The organism is Streptomyces sp. NPDC054866 (genome assembly GCF_053610745.1).
Window position 1 is genome coordinate 692668 of record NZ_JBSGZA010000003.1, and the last position, 19256, is coordinate 711923.

The window sequence follows — 19256 nt, forward strand, 5'->3', positions numbered from 1 at the left end:
ATGACGACAAACCGAGGCGCTGTCCTCCCGCTCACCGCGGCACAGGCCGAGATCTGGTTCGACGAGCAGTTCGCCACCGGGCCGCTCGCCTACAACATGGCCGACTACATCGACCTGCGCGGACCGCTCGACACGGAGCTGCTCGGGCGCGCCCTGCAGCGCCTCGGCCACGAGGCCGAGGGGCTGCGCGTGCAGTTCGTCGAGGAGGAGGGCGCCCCGGGCCAGATCGTCCGCCCGCTCGCCCAACTGCCCCTGAAGTCCTTTGACTTCAGTGCCGAGAGCGACCCGCTCGGTGCGGCCGTGCAGTGGATGCGCGCCGACCACGCGGACCCCCTGAAGGTCACCGACTTCCCGCTGTTCCGCGGCGCGCTCATCAAGCTGGACGCCGAGCGTCATCTGCTCTACCTGTGCATGCACCACATCCTCGCCGACGGCTTCAGCCGCGCGCTCCTGTACCCGAAGCTCGCGACCCTCTACAGCCGACTCGCCGAAGGCTCGGACGTGTCGGGCCTCGACGCCGATGCCATCCCGCCCTTCCACCGTCTCCTGGACGCCGAGGGGGCATATCTCGAATCGTCGCAGGTCGAGCGGGACCGCGCGTTCTGGACCGGACTCCTCACCGCCGGCGAGGGCGGGCGGGCCCCCGAGCTCGTCTCCCTCTCCGACCAGGAGCCCGCCCCGGGACGCGGCGCGCTGCGGCACACCTCGCGTCTCTCCGCCGAAGCCACCGACGCACTGCGCGACCTCGCCAGGGACGGCAAGGTGACCATGCCGGTCCTGATGGTCGCCGCGATGGCCGCCTACACGCAGAGGGTGACGGGCGTCGCCGATCCGCTGCTCACCCTGCCGGTGACCGGTCGCGTCGGCGCGGTCAGCCGCGAGATCCCCGGCATGCTCGCCAACTACCTGCCGCTCTCCGTGGGCGTACGCCCGGAGCTGACCCGCAATCAACTTCTGCGCCGTGCCTGGGTGGAGGTGTCCCGCGCCCTCAAGCACCAGCGCTACCGGGGCGACCGCATCCGCCGCGACATCGGTCTGCGCACCGACGACCGGCGCGCGTTCGGACCGTTCATCAACGTCCTGAACCAGGACCCGGAGCTCGGCTTCGGCGACGACTGCCGGGGCACGGTGGTCAACCTCTCCACCGGCATCGTCAACGACCTCATCATGACCGTCCTGAACACCTCCGACGGCACGATGGAGATCCACCTCGACGGCAACCCCGAGCTGTACGGCTCCGCGGAACTCGCCGCCCATCTCGCCCGTTTCGAGGCCTTCCTCGCCACCCTCGCCTCGATGCCCGCGGACCAGCCGATCGGCCAGGCCGGCCTCGGCGCGCCCGGCGAGACCCTCGGACTGCTCGGCGCCTGGGACCCGTCCGACGAACAGGCCGCGTACGAGGGGCTTGTCGAGCGGGTGCGTGCCGTGGCCGAGCGCACCCCCGACGCGGTCGCCGCGTACGACGGCACCGAGAGCGTCACCTACCGCGAGCTGGTGACGCGCGCCGCCGGTGTCGCCTCCCGCCTCACCGGGGCCGGGGTGGGCGTCGGGTCGGTGGTGGCGATGCTCGCTGACCCTGGTGTGCCCTTTGTGGCAGGGGTGTTGGGAGTTATGGGGGCGGGTGGCGCGTATCTGCCGCTGGACCCTGCGGCGCCGCAGGCCCGCAACGCGGGACTGCTGAAGGACAGCGGGGCCAGGTTCCTGCTGGTGGGCGCCGCCTACCGCGAATCGGCCACCGCGCTCACGGCGGACCAGGGCCTGCCCCTGACGGATGTGACCGTGCTCCCGCTCGCCGAGACCGCCGATGCCTCCTGCACCGCCGAACTCCCCTGTGTGGGAGGTGGGTTGGATCTGGCGTATGTGATGTTCACGTCGGGTTCGACGGGTCGTCCCAAGGGGGCGATGGTGCAGCGTTCGGGGATGGTCAACCACTTGTGGGCGAAGGTGGGGGATCTGGATCTGGTGGCGGGGGAGTTGGTGGTGCAGAACGCGCCGCTGACTTTTGATGTGTCGGTGTGGCAGATGCTTTCGCCGTTGTTGGTGGGTGGTCGGGTGCGGGTGTCGGGTGTGGAGCTGGCGGCTGATCCGGCGGGGTTGTTCGCTGTGGTGCGGGATGAGGGTGTGGCGGTTCTTGAGGTGGTGCCGTCGTTGTTGCGGGCGGCGTTGGACATGTGGGATGTGGAGGGGGTTGCGCCTGAGCTGCCGTCGTTGCGGTGGTTGATGGTGACGGGTGAGGCGTTGCCCGCGGATCTGTGTGAGCGGTGGCATGCCCGGTATCCGGGGGTGCCGATGATGAATGCGTATGGGCCTACGGAGTGTTCGGACGATGTGACGCATGCGGTGATCGCTGCGGGTGATGTGTTGGGTGCGCGGGTGCCGATCGGTGGTGCGGTGCGTAACACCCGGCTGTATGTGCTGGGTGATGAGTTGCGGCCGGTTCCGGTGGGTGTGCCGGGTGAGTTGTACGTCGGTGGGGCCGGGGTGGGGCGTGGCTATCTGGATGATCCGGCGCGTACGGCGGGTACGTTCATGGCCGACCCGTTCGCCGGGGCGGGCCATCGCATGTACCGCACCGGCGACTTGGTGGTCCAACGTCCGGACGGGCAGCTGGAGTTCATCGAGCGCCGGGATCACCAGGTCAAGATCCGCGGACGACGTGTCGAGACCGGCGAGATCGAGTCCGTCATCCGCTCCCTGGACTCCGTGGTGGACGCCGCGGTCGCCGTGCTGTCCGACGCGTCCGGCAACCCCCGTCTCGTCGGCTATCTGAGCGGCCCCGGCGTGGACGCAGGCCAGGTGCGTGCCGAGCTCGCCCAACTGCTCCCCGCGTACATGATCCCCGCGTCCTGGCTGGTCCTTGACGCGATGCCGCTCACTCCCAACGGTAAGCTCGACCGCAAGGCGCTGCCCCGTCCCGCCGTCGAGGTGCAGGACACCACGCGCGGCCCGCGCGACGAGCGGGAGGCCGCTCTGTGCGGCATCTTCGGAGACGTGCTCGGCGTTGCCCGCGTCGGCATCGACGAGGACTTCTTCGCGCTCGGTGGCGACAGCATCCGCTCCATCCAGGTCGTCAGCCGGGCCCGCAAGGCCGGACTCGCGCTGACCACCCGCGACGTGTTCACCCACAAGACCGTCGCCGCCCTCGCCCATGCGGCGATCGACACGGCCGCCACGAGCGTGCTCGCAGAGGTCGACGACGACGGAGGGGTCGGGCCGTACGAACTGACCCCGATCATGGGGCAGTTGCACGACGACACCCGTACTCTCTCCGGTCCCGTCGTCAAGTACAGCCAGCACGTCGTCGTACGCGTCCCCGCGGACATCGACGCCGATCTGCTCGACGCCGCCCTGCACACCTTGGTCGACCACCACGACGCCCTGCGCACCCGGGCCACCGAACCCTCCCCGGGGCTCTGGCAGATGGAGGCCCTGGAGCCGGGCGCCCTGTCCGGCGTGCGCCTGGTCACCGCCGCCGACAGCGGCCCGGACGCCAAGGACGTACTCGACCTCGCCGAGCGGCAGGCAGCGGCCGCCCGCGCCCGTCTCGACCCCGCGTCCGCCGTCATGGTCCAGGCCGTGCTGCTCGGCGCCGAGCCGGGCGCGGACACCGCCTGGCTGGTGATCTGCGCCCACCACCTCGTCATCGACGGCGTGTCCTGGCGCATCCTGCTGCCCGACCTGGAGGCCGCCTGCCAGGCGCTCGCCGGTGGCCGCACGCCGGCTCCCGACCCCGTCGGCACCTCGTACCGCGGCTGGTCGCGGCTGCTCGCCGAGCAGGCCCGCACCCAGGTGCGCGGCCCCGAACTCGCCCTGTGGCAGGACATCCTGGACGGCCCCGACCCCCTGGTCGGCACCCGCAGGCTCGACCCGGACCAGGACGTGTACGGCACCCGGCGCACCCTGCGCCTCGAACTGGGCCCCGACATCACCGGCCCGCTGCTCACCGACGTGCCCGCGGCCTTCCACGCCGAGGTCAACGACGTCCTGCTGGCCGGTCTCGCCGTCGCCGTCGCGGACTGGCGCAGGCGGCACGGCCACGCCCACTACGCGCAGACCCTGATCGAGCTGGAGGGCCACGGCCGCGAGCAGCTCAGTGACGGCCTCGACCTGTCGCGCACCATCGGCTGGTTCACCAGCGCCTTCCCGGTTCGCCTCGACCCCGGGACCCTCGACTGGGACGAGGTGTGGGCGGGCGGCCCCGCCCTGTCCACGGCCCTGAAGAGGGTCAAGGAGCAGCTGCGCGCCCTGCCCGACAAGGGCGTCGGCTTCGGTCTCCTGCGCTATCTCAACCCGCACGCGGCCCGCACTCTCGCCTCGGCCCACCGGCCGCAGATCGGCTTCAACTACATGGGCCGGTTCGACGCCCGCGAGGCCGGACTGTGGGAGCCCGCCGGCGGCGACGGCGTCGTCGGCACCGGCGCCCACCCCGGCATGCCGCTGCCGCACCTCCTCGACGTCACCCCGGCGACCGAGGACCGGCACGACGGACCGCACCTGATCGCCAACTGGGCGTGGGCGGGCCGGACGGTGGCGGAGGAGGACGCGCTGGACATCGCGCAGACCTGGTTCCGCGCCCTGGAGCTCCTGTCCCGGCATGCCGCAGGGCCGGGCGCGGGCGGCCTTACGCCGTCCGACCTGCCGCTCGTGGACCTGGCGCAGGACGAGATCGAGGAGTACGAGGCCGACCTCGCGCGGAGGGGCGCCGCGCTGGCCGACATCCTGCCGCTCACGCCGCTGCAGCAGGGCATGTTCTTCCACGCGGACTACGACACCGCGGTGGCGCGGGACACGGGTGACGGCACGGACGCCGTGGACGGCGTGGACGGCGTGGATGTCTACACCCTGCAGATCGTCGCCGACGTGGAGGGCGATCTCGACCCCGCCGTGCTGCGTGCCGCCGGACAGGCACTGCTCGACCGGCACCCCAACCTGCGCGCCTCGTTCCGGGCCCGCTCCACCGGCGACCCCGTGCAGATCATCCCGCAGAGCGCCGAACTGCCCTGGCGGGAAGCCGACCTGCGCGACCTGCCGGAGCCCGCGCGCGCCGCCGAACTCGACGCCATCACCGAGGCCGAGCGCACCCGCCGGTTCGACCTGGCCGACGCGCCCCTGCTGCGCTTCACGCTCATCACCCACGGCGAGGGACAGCACCGCTTCGTCTGGACCAGCCACCACATCCTCGTCGACGGCTGGTCGATGCCGCTCCTGGTGCGCGAGCTGTTCGCGTTGTGCGCGCCCGGCGCCGACATCGCACTCCTCCCGGACCCGGCCCCGTACCGCTCCTACCTCGCCTGGCTGACCGCACAGGACCGTGAGGCGGCCAGGGCGGCCTGGCGCGAGGCGCTCGCCGACGTGGCCGAGCCCACGCTCCTCGTCCCGGCCGATCCGGACCGCACACCGGTGCTGCCCGACTCCGTACGGGCCGAGATCCCCCGCGAGCTGACGGCCGCCCTCACCGGGTGGGCGCGCACGCAGGGGCTGACCCTCAACTCCGTGGTGCAGGGCTGCTGGGCGCTGCTGCTCGGGCGGCTCACCGGCCGCCAGGACGTCGTCTTCGGCGCCGTCACCTCCGGCCGTCCCGCAGAGGTCCCGGGCGTCGAGTCGATGATCGGCATGTTCCTCACCACCGTGCCGGTCCGCGCCCGGCTGCACCCCGGCGCCACCCTCACCGAGCTGCTGCGTGCACTCCAGGACCAGCAGACGGCGCTGCTGCCGCACGAGCACCTCGGCCTTGCCGACATCCACAAGGCCGCCGGGCTCCCCGGCGAGGTCTTCGACACCGTGGTGCTCTTCGAGAACTTCCCGCTGGACGAGAACGGCCTGGACAGCGGCGCCTCCGACGGCCCGCGCGTGGTGCGTGCCGAGGCCAAGGACGCCCGCCACCACCCGCTGAGCATGGCGGTCTTCCCCGGCGACACCCTGAGCCTGCGTCTGGACTACGCGCCGGACCTGTTCACGCGCGCCGAGGTCGAGCGGGTCGCCGCCATGGTCGAGCACCTGCTGCGCACCGTCACGGAACACCCCGAACTGCCCCTGGCCCACGTCGACGTGACCGCGGGCGGGGAGTGGGGGCAGCCCGGTGGGCTCGGCGGACTCCTCGGCACCTGGGACCCGGCGATCGTCGAGGAGAGCCTAGGCGTCGTCGAGCGGGTGCGAGCCGTGGCGGCGCGCGTCCCCGAGGCGGTGGCCGTCACGGACGGCTCCGGCTCGGTCACCTACGGGGAGCTGGTCGAAGCGGTCGGCGGACTGTCCGTCGAACTGACCGGGGCCGGGGTGGGTGTCGGGTCGGTGGTGGCGATGCTCGCTGACCCTGGTGTGCCTTTTGTGGCAGGGGTGTTGGGTGTTCTGGGGGCGGGTGGCGCGTATCTGCCGCTGGACCCTGCGGCACCTGTGGCCCGCAATGCCGGGCTGCTGAAGGACAGCGGGGCCAGGTTCCTGCTGGTGGGCGCCGGCTATGAGGAGCGGGCCCGCGAGCTCACCGCCGTCGACGCCACCGCCACATCGCCCGTCACCGTCATCGGCCTGGAAGAGGGCCTGACATCGCGCGCTCTGCCTCCGTGCCTGGGGGGTGGGTTGGATCTGGCGTATGTGATGTTCACGTCGGGTTCGACGGGTCGTCCCAAGGGGGCGATGGTGCAGCGTTCGGGGATGGTCAATCACCTGTGGGCGAAGGTGGGGGATCTGGATCTGGTGGCGGGGGAGTTGGTGGTGCAGAACGCGCCGCTGACTTTTGATGTGTCGGTGTGGCAGATGCTTTCGCCGTTGTTGGTGGGCGGTCGGGTGCGGGTGTCGGGTGTGGAGCTGGCGGCTGATCCGGCGGGGTTGTTCGCTGTGGTGCGGGATGAGGGTGTGGCGGTTCTTGAGGTGGTGCCGTCGTTGTTGCGGGCGGCGTTGGACATGTGGGATGTGGAGGGGGTTGCGCCTGAGCTGCCGTCGTTGCGGTGGTTGATGGTGACGGGTGAGGCGTTGCCCGCGGATCTGTGTGAGCGGTGGCATGCCCGGTATCCGGGGGTGCCGATGATGAATGCGTATGGGCCTACGGAGTGTTCGGACGATGTGACGCATGCGGTGATCGCGGCCGGTGATGTGTTGGGTGCGCGGGTGCCGATCGGTGGTGCGGTGCGTAACACCCGGCTGTATGTGCTGGGTGATGAGTTGCGGCCGGTTCCGGTGGGTGTGCCGGGTGAGTTGTACGTCGGTGGGGCGGGCGTGGGGCGTGGCTATCTGGATGATCCGGCGCGTACGGCGGGTACGTTCATGGCCGACCCGTTCGCCGGGGCGGGCCATCGCATGTACCGCACGGGTGACTTGGTCGTCCAGCGCCCGGACGGGCAGCTGGAGTTCATCGAACGCCGTGACCATCAGGTCAAGATCCGCGGACGACGTGTCGAACTCGGCGAGATCGAATCCGTGCTGCGCGGGCTCGACGGCATCTCCGACGCGGCCGTGTCCGTCCTCCCCGACGCGTCCGGCAACCCCCGTCTCGTCGGCTATCTGAGCGGCCCCGGTGCGGACGCCGTACAGGTGCGTGCGGAGCTCGCCCAGCTGCTTCCCGCGTACATGATCCCCGCGTCCTGGCTGGTCCTTGACGCGATGCCGCTGACCCCCAACGGCAAGCTCGACCGCAAGGCCCTGCCGCGGACCGATCACGCGGACGAGACGGAGCGGCGCGGCCCGCGCGACGAGCGCGACGAGGTGCTGTGCGGCATCTTCGCCGACGTGCTCGGCGTACCGGGCGTCGGCATCGACGAGGACTTCTTCGCCCTCGGTGGCGACAGCATCCGCTCCATCCAGGTCGTCAGCCGCGCCCGCAAGGCCGGACTCGCGCTGACCACCCGCGACGTGTTCACCCACAAGACCGTCGCCGCCCTCGCCCACGCGGCGGGCGAACTGGACCAGGACGGTCCGCACACCGCTCCCGCGGAGCCCGAGAGCAGTCTCATCACGCTCTCCGACGAGGAGCTCGCCGATCTGGAACTAGAGCTGAATGAGGAACTGTCGTGACCGTGTCCAAGACCGGTTCGAAGATCAGCGAGGTGCTTCCGCTCTCGCCGTTGCAGCAGGGGCTGCTGTTCCTGTCGTCGTACGATCAAGCCGAACCCGACCTCTACACGCTCCAGTTCGTCGCGGACATCGACGGGGAGCGCGCGGGTGACAGCGAGGAGGTCGGCGACCGGCTGCGCGGCGCCGCGGCGGCTCTGCTGCGCCGGCACCCGAACCTGCGGGCCTGTTTCCGCAACCGCAAGAGCGGTGAGCCCCTCCAGGTCGTCCTCAAGGAAGAAGAGGTGGAGCCGGACTGGCGGGAGCGGGATCTGACGCACCTGCCCGAGTCCGAGCGGGACGCCGCCGCGCGGCTGATCGCCCGCGAGGACCGGCTGCTCCGGTTCGACACGGCACGGCCGCCCCTGATGCGGTTCACGCTGATCCGGCTCGGTGAGCGGCGCCACCGGCTGCTCTGGTCCGTGCACCACATCCTCATGGACGGCTGGTCCTTCCCGCTCGCCGTGCGTGAACTGATGCTGCTCGGCGAGGAGCAGGGCCGTGCCGGGCGGGGGAGCGAGCAGCGCGGGCGCACGGAGCTGCCCGTGCCGACGCCCTATCGCTCCTACCTGACCTGGCTGCAGGGTCGTGACCGGGCCGCGGCCCGCACGGCATGGGCCGGCCTGCTCGACGGTCTGGACGGGCCTGTCCGGGTCCTGCCCGACGCGGGCGACACCGGCCGTTCGCCCGAACTCCCGGCCTCCGTGGGGCGTTTCCTGCCCCAGGAGCGGACCGCGGCGCTCACCGCATGGGCGCGCACGCAGGGGCTGACCCTCAACTCCGTTGTGCAGGGCTGCTGGGCGCTGCTGCTCGGGCGGCTCACCGGGCGGCAGGACGTCGTCTTCGGTGCCGTCACCTCCGGCCGTCCCGCCGAGGTGCCCGGCGTCGAGTCGATGATCGGGCTCTTCGCCAACACCGTGCCCGTACGGGCCGACATCAGCCCCCATCTGCGGGCGGGAGACCTCTTCCGGGCGCTGGCCGGGCAGCAGCTCGCGATGATGCCGCACGAGCACCTGCCCCTCGCCGAAGTCCAGGCCGCTTCCGGGGTCAAGGGCGAACTCTTCGACACCGTCATGGCCTTCCAGAGCTATCCCCTGGACGAGGAGAGCCTGCGCGAACAGTCGGGCGGTGCGGTGAGCGCGGCCCAGGTGCACTCCGCCACGCACTACCCGCTGAGCCTCACCGTCTTCCCCGGCGACCGCCTGGAGCTGCGGCTCTCCCACCAGGAGTCGGCGTGGCAGCAGGGCGGGGAGAGCGCTCAGAGCGTCCTCGACCGCCTGGTCCGCATCCTCGGCGAGGTCGCCGACGACCCGGAGGCGTACCTCGCGCACCTCGGCGCGCCGGAACCCGCCGAGCGGGAGCGCATCCTCACCGAGTGGAGCGGCGCGCAGGACGCCACGGCGGCACCCCAGCGCCGTACGACCATCCCCGCGCTCTTCGCCGAGCAGGCCGCACGCACGCCCGACGCCGTCGCGCTCACCGTGCCCGCACCCGACGGGGGCGCCACCACCCTCGGCACCACCCTCACGTACCGCGAGCTCGACGCGCGCGCCAACCGGCTCGCGCACCTCATCGCCGGGCGGGGCGCGGGGCCCGAGACGTTCGTGGCGCTCGCGTTGCCGCGCGGCGCCGACCTGATCGTCGCGGTGCTCGCCGTCCTCAAGGCGGGCGCCGCCTACCTGCCCGTCGAACCCGGCCACCCGGCCGACCGCATCGCCTACACACTGGGCGACGCGCGCCCCGCGCTCCTGCTGACCGGTGCGGACATCCGACTGCCGGACGCCCCCGCCGTGCAGCGCGTCGACCTCGACGCCGACGCGACGCTGGCCGAGCTCGCCACGTACCCGGACACCGACCCGGGCTTCGGCGCCGCCGCAGACCCCGAGCACCCCGCGTACGTCATCTACACCTCCGGATCCACCGGCCGCCCCAAGGGCGTGGTGGTGCCGCACCAGAACGTGGTGCGGCTCCTGGACTCCACCGAAGCCTGGTTCGGCTTCGGGCCCGACGACACATGGACCCTCTTCCACTCCATCGCCTTCGACTTCACAGTGTGGGAGCTGTGGGGCGCGCTCCTGCGCGGCGGCCGCCTTGTCGTCGTGCCGTACGACGTGTCGCGCTCGCCCGACGCGTTCCTCGACCTGCTCGCCGCCGAACGGGTCACCGTCCTCAATCAGACGCCGTCCGCCTTCTACCAGCTGATGCGCGCCGACGCCGAGCGGCCCCGCGAACTCGCCCTGCGCCGCGTGGTGTTCGGCGGTGAGGCACTCGACGTGGGCAGGCTCACCGACTGGTACGCGCGCCACGAAGGACCCGACGCGCCGCTCCTGGTCAACATGTACGGGATCACCGAGACGACCGTGCACGTCTCCTACCAGGAGCTGGACGCGGCGACGGCGGCCGGTGGCGGCGGCAGCGTGATCGGGCGCGGCATACCGGACCTGCGGACGTACGTCCTCGACGGCGCGCTGCAGCCTGTGCCCGCGGGCGTGCCCGGTGAGCTGTACGTCGCGGGACCCGGCCTGGCGCGCGGCTACCTGGGGCGCCAGGGCCTGACGGCGGCACGCTTCGTGGCCTGCCCGTTCGGACCCGCGGGCGCCCGCATGTACCGGACCGGCGACCTGGGGCGCCGGCGGCCCGACGGCACCCTGGAATACCTGGGGCGAGCCGACGAGCAGGTCCAGCTGCGGGGATTTCGCATCGAGCTCGGCGAGATCGCGACGGTGCTCGGACGGCACCCGGCGGTCGGCGAGGCGGTCGTGCTCGCCCGCGAGGACCGGCCGGGGGACCAGCGTCTTGTCGCGTACGTGGTGGTGCGCGAGGGCGAGGAGTCCAGCGAACTCACGGCTGTATTGCGGGAGTTCGTGGGCGCGCGACTGCCCGAGTACATGGTCCCGGCGGCCGTGGTCCGGCTGCCCTCGCTGCCGTTGACCGCCAACGGCAAGCTCGACCGCCGCGCGCTTCCCGCGCCCGAGTACGCCACGTCGGCGCGTGCCCCGCGCACCCGCGAGGAAGAGGCGCTCTGCGGTGTCTTCGCCGAGACGCTCGGACTCGAACGCGTCGGTGTGGACGACGACTTCTTCGCCCTCGGCGGCCACTCGCTGCTCGCGACGCGCATCGTCAACCGCGTCCGCGCCGAACTGGGAGCCGAGCTTCAGGTCAGGGACCTGTTCGAGGCCCCGTCCGTGGCGCGGCTCGCGGCCAGGCTGCTCGATGCGGAGCGCGGCAGGACGCCACTGGTCGCGGGCCCGCGTCCTGCGGTCCTTCCGCTGTCGTACGCGCAGCAGCGCTTGTGGTTCATCGAACGCCTCGGCGCGCCCGACGGGCTCTACAACATCCCGCTGGCAGTGCGGATGTCGGGGAGCCTGGACGTGGCGGCGCTGGAGGCGGCACTGCGGGATGTCGTGGCGCGCCATGAGGCGCTGCGGACCGTGTTCCCGCTCCGGGAAACCGGTGAACGAGCCACCGGCGCCGGGTCACCCCCCGGCTTTGGCGCCGGTTCGGCGGGTGGTGTCGGTCCGGCCGAGCAGCGAGTGCTCGCGCCGGCCGATGTCCCCGTGACACTACCGGTGAGCGACAGCACCGAGGCGGGCCTGCCCGCCGCGCTCGCTGCGGAGGCGGCGCTCGGCTTCGACCTGGAGGCCCAAGCCCCGCTCCGGGCACGCCTGTTCGCAATCGGCCCCGACGAGCACGTCCTGCTGATCGTCGTCCACCACATCGCCGCCGACTGGTGGTCCCTCGCCCCGCTCACCCGCGATCTCACGCAGGCCTACGAGGCCCGGAGCGCCGGACGCGCACCCGCCCTTCCGGCGCTTCCCGTGCAGTACGCCGACTACGCCCTGTGGCAGCGCGAGCTGCTCGGCGACGAGGACGACCCGCGCAGTGAGATGGCCCGCCAACTCGCCCACTGGGCCAAGGCCTTGGACGGCCTGCCCGAGGAGCTGCGGCTGCCCTTCGACTTCGCGCGAGGGACGCGCACCAGCCACCGGGGCGGCACGGTGCGCACCACCGTCGCCGACACGCTCGTCCGTGACCTGCGGGAGCTGGCGGCCCAGTGGGGCGTCAGCGTGTTCATGATGCTTCAGGCCGGACTCGCGGCGCTGCTCACCCGGCTCGGCGCGGGCGGCGACATCCCGATCGGCACCCCCGTGGCGGGCCGCACCGACGAGCGCCTCGACGACCTGGTCGGCATGTTCGTGAACACGCTGGTCCTGCGCACCGACACCTCGGGCGACCCGGGGCTGCGTGAACTGGTCGAGCGGGTACGGGAGTACGACCTGGCGGCCTACCGCCATCAGGACGTGCCCTTCGAGAAGCTGGTGGAGCTGCTCAACCCCGAGCGGTCCATGTCGCGCCACCCGCTGTTCCAGGTGATGCTCGGTTTCCAGCAGGCCGCGGAGGCCAACAAGCCCGGGGACGCCGGTTCGGCGCTCTCCGTGCGGCAGGAGCGGGTGGCGGGGGACACCGCCAAGTGGGACCTGTTCTTCCAGCTCACCGAGGAGAGCGAAGGACCCGGGACGGACGGCGGGGAGCTCGTGCTGACCGTCGAGTACAGCGCCGACCTCTTCGAGCACGCGACGGCCCGCCGCATCACCGACGCCTACCTCCGACTTCTCTCGGCCGCGGTCGCCGACCCCGACCGCCCCCTGTCACGCCTGGACGTCATCGCCCCCGCCGAGCGCGAGGAGCTCCTGGCCCGCGGCGCCCACCACGCGGGCACCCCCAGAACCACCGTCACGGACCTGGTGGCCCGGCAGATCGCGGCCACGCCGGACGCGGTGGCGCTCGTCCACACGGAGCCGGGCGCCCCCGAACGCTTGGTGCGCACCACGTACGCCGAGATGGACGCCGCCGCCAACCGGTTGGCGCACCTCCTCGTCTCCCGCGGCACCCGCCGCGGCGACCTCGTGGCCCTCTGCCTGGAGCGCGGCCCGGCCACGGTGACCGCTGTCCTGGCGATCGCGAGGACGGGCGCGGCCTATCTGCCCGTCGACCCGTCGTACCCGGACGAGCGGGTGCGCGACATGCTGACGGACAGCGGTGCCCGCCTCCTCGTGACCCAGGAGTCCCTGGCGGACCGCCTCGCGGGCTCCGCCGACGCGGGCGCGGAACTCCTGATCCTCGACGCACCCGCCACCCGCGACGCGCTCGACGCGCTGCCCGCCACGGCGCCGCCCGTCGACGAGGCCCGTCCCGACGACCTGCTCTACGTCATCTACACCTCCGGTTCCACCGGCAGGCCCAAGGGCGTCGCCGTCCCGCACCGGGCCGCCGTACGTCTGGTGCGGGGGCTGCCCGATCTCGAACTCACCCGGGACGACACCTTCCTGTACTTCGCGCCGGTCGCCTTCGACGCGTCCACCTTCGAGATCTGGGGACCGCTCACCCATGGCGCGCGCCTCGCGGTCTGCCCGCCGGGGCACACCGACCCCGAGGCCCTGGAGGACTTCCTCGGCCGGGCAGGCGTGACGGTCGCCTTCCTCACCGCCCAGTTCGTCCACACCCTCGCCGACACGCGGCCCCGCGCCCTCGCCCCTCTGCGGGCGCTGCTCACCGGCGGCGAGGCGCTCTCCAAGGGGCACATCGAACGGCTGCGGGCCGCGTTGCCGCACACGCAGGTGTTCAACGTGTACGGCCCGACCGAGACCACCACCTTCGCCACCACCCAGGACGCCGCCCAGGCAGTCGACGGCGCGGCCACCGTCCCGATCGGGCTGCCCATCGGGGACACGTCCGCGTACGTCCTGGACGAGGCGCTGCGGCCGGTGCCCCACGGTGTCGTCGGCGAGCTGTACATCGCGGGCGAAGGCCTTGCCCGCGGGTACCTCGACCGGCCGGGCATGACCGCCGATCGCTTCGTGGCCGACCCGTTCGGGCCGCCGGGCGCCCGTATGTACCGGACGGGCGACCTCGTCCGCTGGGACGGGCGCGGGCGGATCGACTACGTCGGGCGCGCCGACCATCAGGTGAAGGTCCGCGGCTACCGCATCGAACTCGGTGAGATCGAGCGCCACTTGACCGCGCATGCCGCCGTGGCGCAGGCCGTCGTCCTGGCCCCCGCCGAGCACGGCGGACAGCGCCGTCTCGTCGCCTACGTGGTGCCGGCCCCGGGTCACGAAAGCACCGAACCGTCGCAACTCCAGGGCCACTTGGCGCGCCACCTGCCCGGCTACATGATCCCGGGCAGCTACGTCACGCTCCCCGCGCTGCCCCTCACCAGCAACGGCAAGCTCGACGTCAGGTCCCTGCCGGCCGCGCCCGCCCGCACCGCACCGGCAGCGGGCGACCGTGCCCCGCGCCCGCCCCGTACCGAGCGGGAACGGCTGTTGTGCGCCGCCGTACAGGAAGTGCTCGGCGGCGGCCCCGTCGGCCCGGACGACGGGTTCTTCACGCTGGGCGGTGACAGCCTCAAGGCCATCAGGCTGGTCAACAGCGCCGCCCGCAGCGGGCTTCGGATCAGCCTCGCCGCGGTCTTCGAGCACCGCACCGTCGGTGCCATCGCGGCGAGCGCGGTCACCGCGGGCGAGGGACTCGACCTGCTCGGGCCCGTCCTGCCGATCCGTTCGACCGGCAGCCGGCCGCCGCTGTTCTGCGTGCACGGTGGGCTCGGTTTCGGCATTCCGTTCGCGGCGCTTGCCGAGCACCTGGACCCGGAGCAGCCGGTCTACGCCCTCCAGGCGCGTGGTCTCGCGGCGGCGGGCCCGCTGCCCCAGGACATCGGGGACGTCGCCGACGACTACCTGGACCGGATCAGGAGCATCCAGCCCACGGGCCCGTACCACCTGCTCGGCTGGTCCTACGGCGGTGTCGTCGCCCACGAGATGGCGGTCCGGCTGCGTGGCGCGGGCGAAGAAGTGGCGTACCTCGCCAACATGGACGCCTTCCCCGACGACGCGCACGGCGTCCGCCCGACCGACGAGGAGTTCCTCGCCGAGTTCGTGACGGAGGCCGGTGTGGACGTGACGGGCCCCGGCCCGCTCACGCCGCGGAGCGTCGCGGCACATCTGGCGCGCTCCGGCCACGCACTCGCCGCGTTCGAACAGGACACTCTGGAGCGCCTGTTGACGATCATGCGCAACAACCTGGAACTGTTCCAGTGCTTCACGCCCGGCCGCTTCGACGGCTGCCCGATGACGCTCTTCCTCGCGACCGGCGGCGCCGCAGCGGGCGCCGGCGGACTCACCCGCGAGGAGCGCACCCTCAAGATCAAGAGCTGGGAGCCGCACATCGGCCGCGCCATCGAGGCGTACGACGTCGACTGCGGCCACCAGCAGATGCTGCGGACCGCACCGGCGGCCGCGATCGGACGCACCGTCGAGCACCACCTCGCCGCACTGCAAGAGCAACCGACCGCCGAAGAGCGGTCCACCATCCAAGATCTGGAGAACCGTCATGGCCAACCCCTTTGACAACGAAGACGGAACGTTCCACGTCCTCGTCAATGACGAGGGGCAGTACTCACTGTGGCCCTCCTTCGCCGCGGTGCCCGACGGCTGGCGGGTGGAGCTCGAAGCGACCGACCGTGCCACGGCCGTCGCCCACGTCGAGAGCAACTGGACGGACATGCGCCCGCTCAGCCTGCAGCGGCAGGCGGGCTGAGGTGTCATCTTCCGACATCGCCGTCCTCGCCGAAGGGCTGCAGAAGCGATACCGCACCCACACGGCGCTGCACGGCATCGACCTCTCGGTCCCGGCCGGCTCCGTCCTCGGAGTGCTCGGCCCGAACGGGGCGGGCAAGACGACCACCGTCCGTGTGCTCGCCACCCTGGTCCAGCCGTCCGGCGGGCGGGCCACCGTCGCCGGACACGACGTGGTGCGTGAGAGCAAGGAAGTACGGCGGCGCATCGGCCTCGCCGGGCAGTACGCGGCCGTCGACGAACTCCTCACCGGGCGCGAGAACATGATCCTGCTGGCCAAGCTGCTGCGGTTCGGGCGGCGCGGCGCGGCCCGCCGTGCCGCCGAGCTGCTCGACCGGTTCGAGCTCACCGAGGCCGCCGACCGCACGGTGAGCACGTACTCGGGAGGCATGCGCCGCCGCCTCGACCTGGCCACCTGTGTCATCGGCGAGCCGGAGGTGCTGTTCCTCGACGAGCCCACCACCGGCCTCGACCCCAACAGCAGGGCCGTCCTGTGGGGCGTGGTGCGCGGACTGGTCGCCGACGGCGTGACCATCCTGCTCACCACCCAGTACCTGGACGAGGCCGATGAACTCGCCGACCGCATCGCCGTGATCGACGCGGGACGCGTCATCGCCGAAGGCACCCCGGAGTCCCTCAAGCGCAAGGTCGGCAACGAACGCCTTGAGGTCACCGTCGCCCGCCGCGAGAGCCTGGGCGACGCGGTCGCCGCGCTCGCCGCGCTCGGCGACCCGCAGCCTCCGGTCGCCGACGAGACGACGCTGCGGGTGTCGGTGCAACTCGGCGGGGCGGGTCTCGACGAGGTGGCGCGGGCCGCCGTGGCGCTGCGCGACAAGGGCGTGGACACCGTCGACTTCGAGGTGCGCAAGCCCACGCTCGACGACGTGTTCTTCGACCTCACAGGAACGGCACAGAAGAAGGAGGTCCAGCGATGACGCCGACGACGGCCACCGCAACGCCGGAGGCCATGTCCGCAAAGCCGGCGGGACCGGCTCCCGGCAGGCCCGCCCGGCGCACGAACGAGCGGCCCGCGGAGTCCAGGGGCGCGCTCCTCGGCTACGTCGGTGACACCCTCGCCCTCGCCGGACGCCACCTGACGCATCTGCGCCGCTCCCCGGGCAGGCTCGTGCTCGTCACGATGAACCCGCTGGTGATGCTGATCGCCATCGGCTATCTCTTCCGCGACGCCATGAACATCCCCGGCGGCATCGCGTACGAGGACTTCATCATGGCGGGCATCGCCATCCAGGTCGGCCTCACCAGCGTCGGCCCCACGGCCGTCGGCGTCGCGCTCGACCTGCGCCACGGCCTCGTGGACCGGTTCCGTTCGCTGCCGATCGCGCCGAGCTCAGTGCTCATCGGCCGTACGCTCTCGGACCTGGCCGTCGGCGCGGTCAGCCTGACCGTGGTGTCCCTGGTCGGCCTCGGCGTCGGCTGGCGGCCGCACGAGGGCGTGCTGCGCACCGCCGCGGGATTCGGTGTCCTGCTCGCCTTCATCTACACCATGCTGTGGGTCGGAATTCTGCTCGGCACCACGCAGAAGAACGTCGAGTCCATTGACGGGACGGGCGCGCTCGTCCTTGTCGTCTTCAGCTTCCTTTCCAATGCGTACGTCGGTGTGAGCGGACTGCCGTCATGGCTGCGCCCGGTCGCCGAATGGAACCCCGTCACGTCCGTCATCACCACCTGCCGAAGGCTGTGGGGCAATGACCCGGCGGGCGCGGCGGGCGGCGGATTCCCGTCCCACCACCCCGGGCTCGTGACCGCTATCACCCTGTCGGTGCTCCTGGTCATCGCGGTCGCCGGCAGTGTCCGGGGCTTCCGCAACGCCGTCGGCAAGTGAGCCGAACCCGCCGTCAGTGAGCAGTCAGTTGGACGTCATCGGCCCGTCATCGGCGCTGACTATTTTTCCTTGCGGAGCAATGCAGGAAGCCCAGGAAGCCGCAATGCAAGAAGCATTGCCGCTCTGCGCGAATCAAAACGGAGGAACGAGCATGACAACGGTTGCGCCCCAGCGTCTCACTCGTATCAAGGAAATCATCGCCGAGAACATCGACGTGGAGGTCGAAAGCCTCTCGGACACGGCCCTGTTCATCGATGAACTCGGCGCTGACTCGCTGAAGCTCATCGACGTTCTCAGCGCCCTGGAGATGGAGTACTCCATCGTCATCGACATGAACGAGCTTCCCAAGATGGTGAACGTGGAAGCCACGTACCAGGTGGCCGCCGAGGCCGCCGGCTGGTGACGGGCGGGGGCTGCCGGATTCCGGTTCCCCGTTCCGCAGGCATCCCACCGCTTAAGGAGTCCCATGTCCACCGCACAGTCACCAGCGGCATCGCCGACCGCCTCGTCGGCGGATCGCCGCAGGGTCGTCCTCACCGGCCTCGGGGCGATCTCCAGCATCGGCACCGGTGTCGAGGAGTACACGGCGGGGTTGCGGGCCGGCCGCTCCGGCGCGCGGCCGGTCACCCGCTTCGACACCACCGGGTTCGGCCAGAACACCGCCTGCGAGGTCCCCGACTTCGAGCCGGAGCGCTGGATCCACAACGTCCCGCTCGACGACATGGGCCGCGCCGGGCAGTTCGCGGTCGCCGCATCCCGGATGGCCGTGTCGGATGCGGGGCTCACCGAGGCCGACCTGGGCGAGCGCAAGGCCGTCATCAGCGTCGGCACGACCGACGGTGAGTCGCACGACATCGCCGTGCTCCTCGAGCAGGAGCTGGCCGCCGGGGACCCCGAGGCGATGGACCCGGTCATGTCCCGCCGCATCAACGCGGGCCGGCTGACCACCGTGATCGCCCGCGAGCTGCGCATGCCGAACGTGGAGGCCACCACCATCACCACGGCCTGCGCGGCGGGCAACTACTCGATCGGCTACGGCCTGGACGCCATCCGCTCCGGCGAGGTCGACATCGCGCTGTGCGGTGGCGCCGACGCCGTGAACCGCAAGGCGTTCGCCCTCTTCAAGCGCTTCGGCGCGCTCACCCCGGACGTGGTGCGGCCCTTCGACAAGGACCGCCAGGGCATCCTCACCGGCGAGGGCGCGGGCATCCTCGTACTGGAGAGCCTGGAGTCGGCGCTCGCACGCGGCGCGCACATCTACGCCGAGGTACTCGGCTACGGCCTCAGCTGCGACGCGAGCCACCCCACCGCACCGAACCGCGACGGCATCGCGCGCGGCATCCGCCTCGCCCTCGACGACGCCGGGGTCAAGGAGCAGGAGATCGACTTCATCTCCGCGCACGGCACCGGCACCAAGGCCAACGACCGCACGGAGTCGGCGGCGATCCTCGACGTCTACGGCGACAATCCGCCACGCACCGTCGCCGTGAAGTCGATGCTCGGCCACTCGATGGGAGCGGCCAGCGCGCTCGGCGCCATCGCCTGCGGCCTCGCGATCGAGCACGGTTTCATCCCGCCGACCATCAACCACGTGGAGACCGACCCGGAGTGTCCGCTCGACGTCGTGCCGAACGTGGCCGTCGACGCGGACGTCCGGATCGTGCAGAACAACTCCAGCGCCTTCGCGGGCAACAACGCCATCCTGATTCTCGGCACGTACGGGGAGAGTGTCTGAT

At 71.7% G+C, this 19256-nt stretch carries 7 protein-coding genes; all 7 read left to right on the forward strand.

The genetic code is table 11. The features are described 5' to 3' along the window. The 7 genes from ACWGI2_RS18585 to ACWGI2_RS18615 all read left to right on the forward strand — a co-directional run bounded on the left by ACWGI2_RS18585 (position 1) and on the right by ACWGI2_RS18615 (position 19255). The gene (locus ACWGI2_RS18585) at positions 1-8004 is read left to right on the forward strand and encodes an amino acid adenylation domain-containing protein (RefSeq protein ID WP_453696353.1); all 8004 of its coding nucleotides are present in this window, start codon (positions 1-3) and stop codon (positions 8002-8004) included. Beyond that, positions 8001-15449 (forward strand): amino acid adenylation domain-containing protein, encoded by a 7449-nt coding sequence (locus tag ACWGI2_RS18590; RefSeq protein ID WP_453696354.1) that lies wholly within the window; start codon positions 8001-8003, stop codon positions 15447-15449. The genes ACWGI2_RS18585 and ACWGI2_RS18590 overlap by 4 nt, the downstream gene beginning before the upstream one ends. Further along, entirely contained in the window at positions 15433-15639 is a 207-nt protein-coding gene (locus tag ACWGI2_RS18595) for an MbtH family protein (protein ID WP_453696355.1), read from the forward strand. The genes ACWGI2_RS18590 and ACWGI2_RS18595 overlap by 17 nt, the downstream gene beginning before the upstream one ends. 1 nt (position 15640) lies before the next feature. Beyond that, positions 15641-16612 carry an ATP-binding cassette domain-containing protein gene (locus ACWGI2_RS18600; protein WP_453397674.1) on the forward strand — a complete coding sequence of 324 codons (972 nt, stop codon included), beginning with the start codon at positions 15641-15643 and terminating at the stop codon, positions 16610-16612. Further along, positions 16609-17520: an ABC transporter permease gene (locus ACWGI2_RS18605; protein ID WP_453696356.1), complete on the forward strand. Its 912-nt coding sequence runs from the start codon at positions 16609-16611 to the stop codon at positions 17518-17520. The genes ACWGI2_RS18600 and ACWGI2_RS18605 overlap by 4 nt, the downstream gene beginning before the upstream one ends. Before the next feature lie 151 nt (positions 17521-17671). Continuing rightward, on the forward strand, positions 17672-17923 hold the full coding sequence (locus ACWGI2_RS18610; protein ID WP_453397676.1) for an acyl carrier protein: 252 nt from the start codon (positions 17672-17674) through the stop codon (positions 17921-17923). 63 nt (positions 17924-17986) lie between these two features. Further along, positions 17987-19255: a beta-ketoacyl-[acyl-carrier-protein] synthase family protein gene (locus ACWGI2_RS18615; RefSeq protein WP_453397677.1), complete on the forward strand. Its 1269-nt coding sequence runs from the start codon at positions 17987-17989 to the stop codon at positions 19253-19255. Position 19256 lies beyond the last annotated feature (1 nt).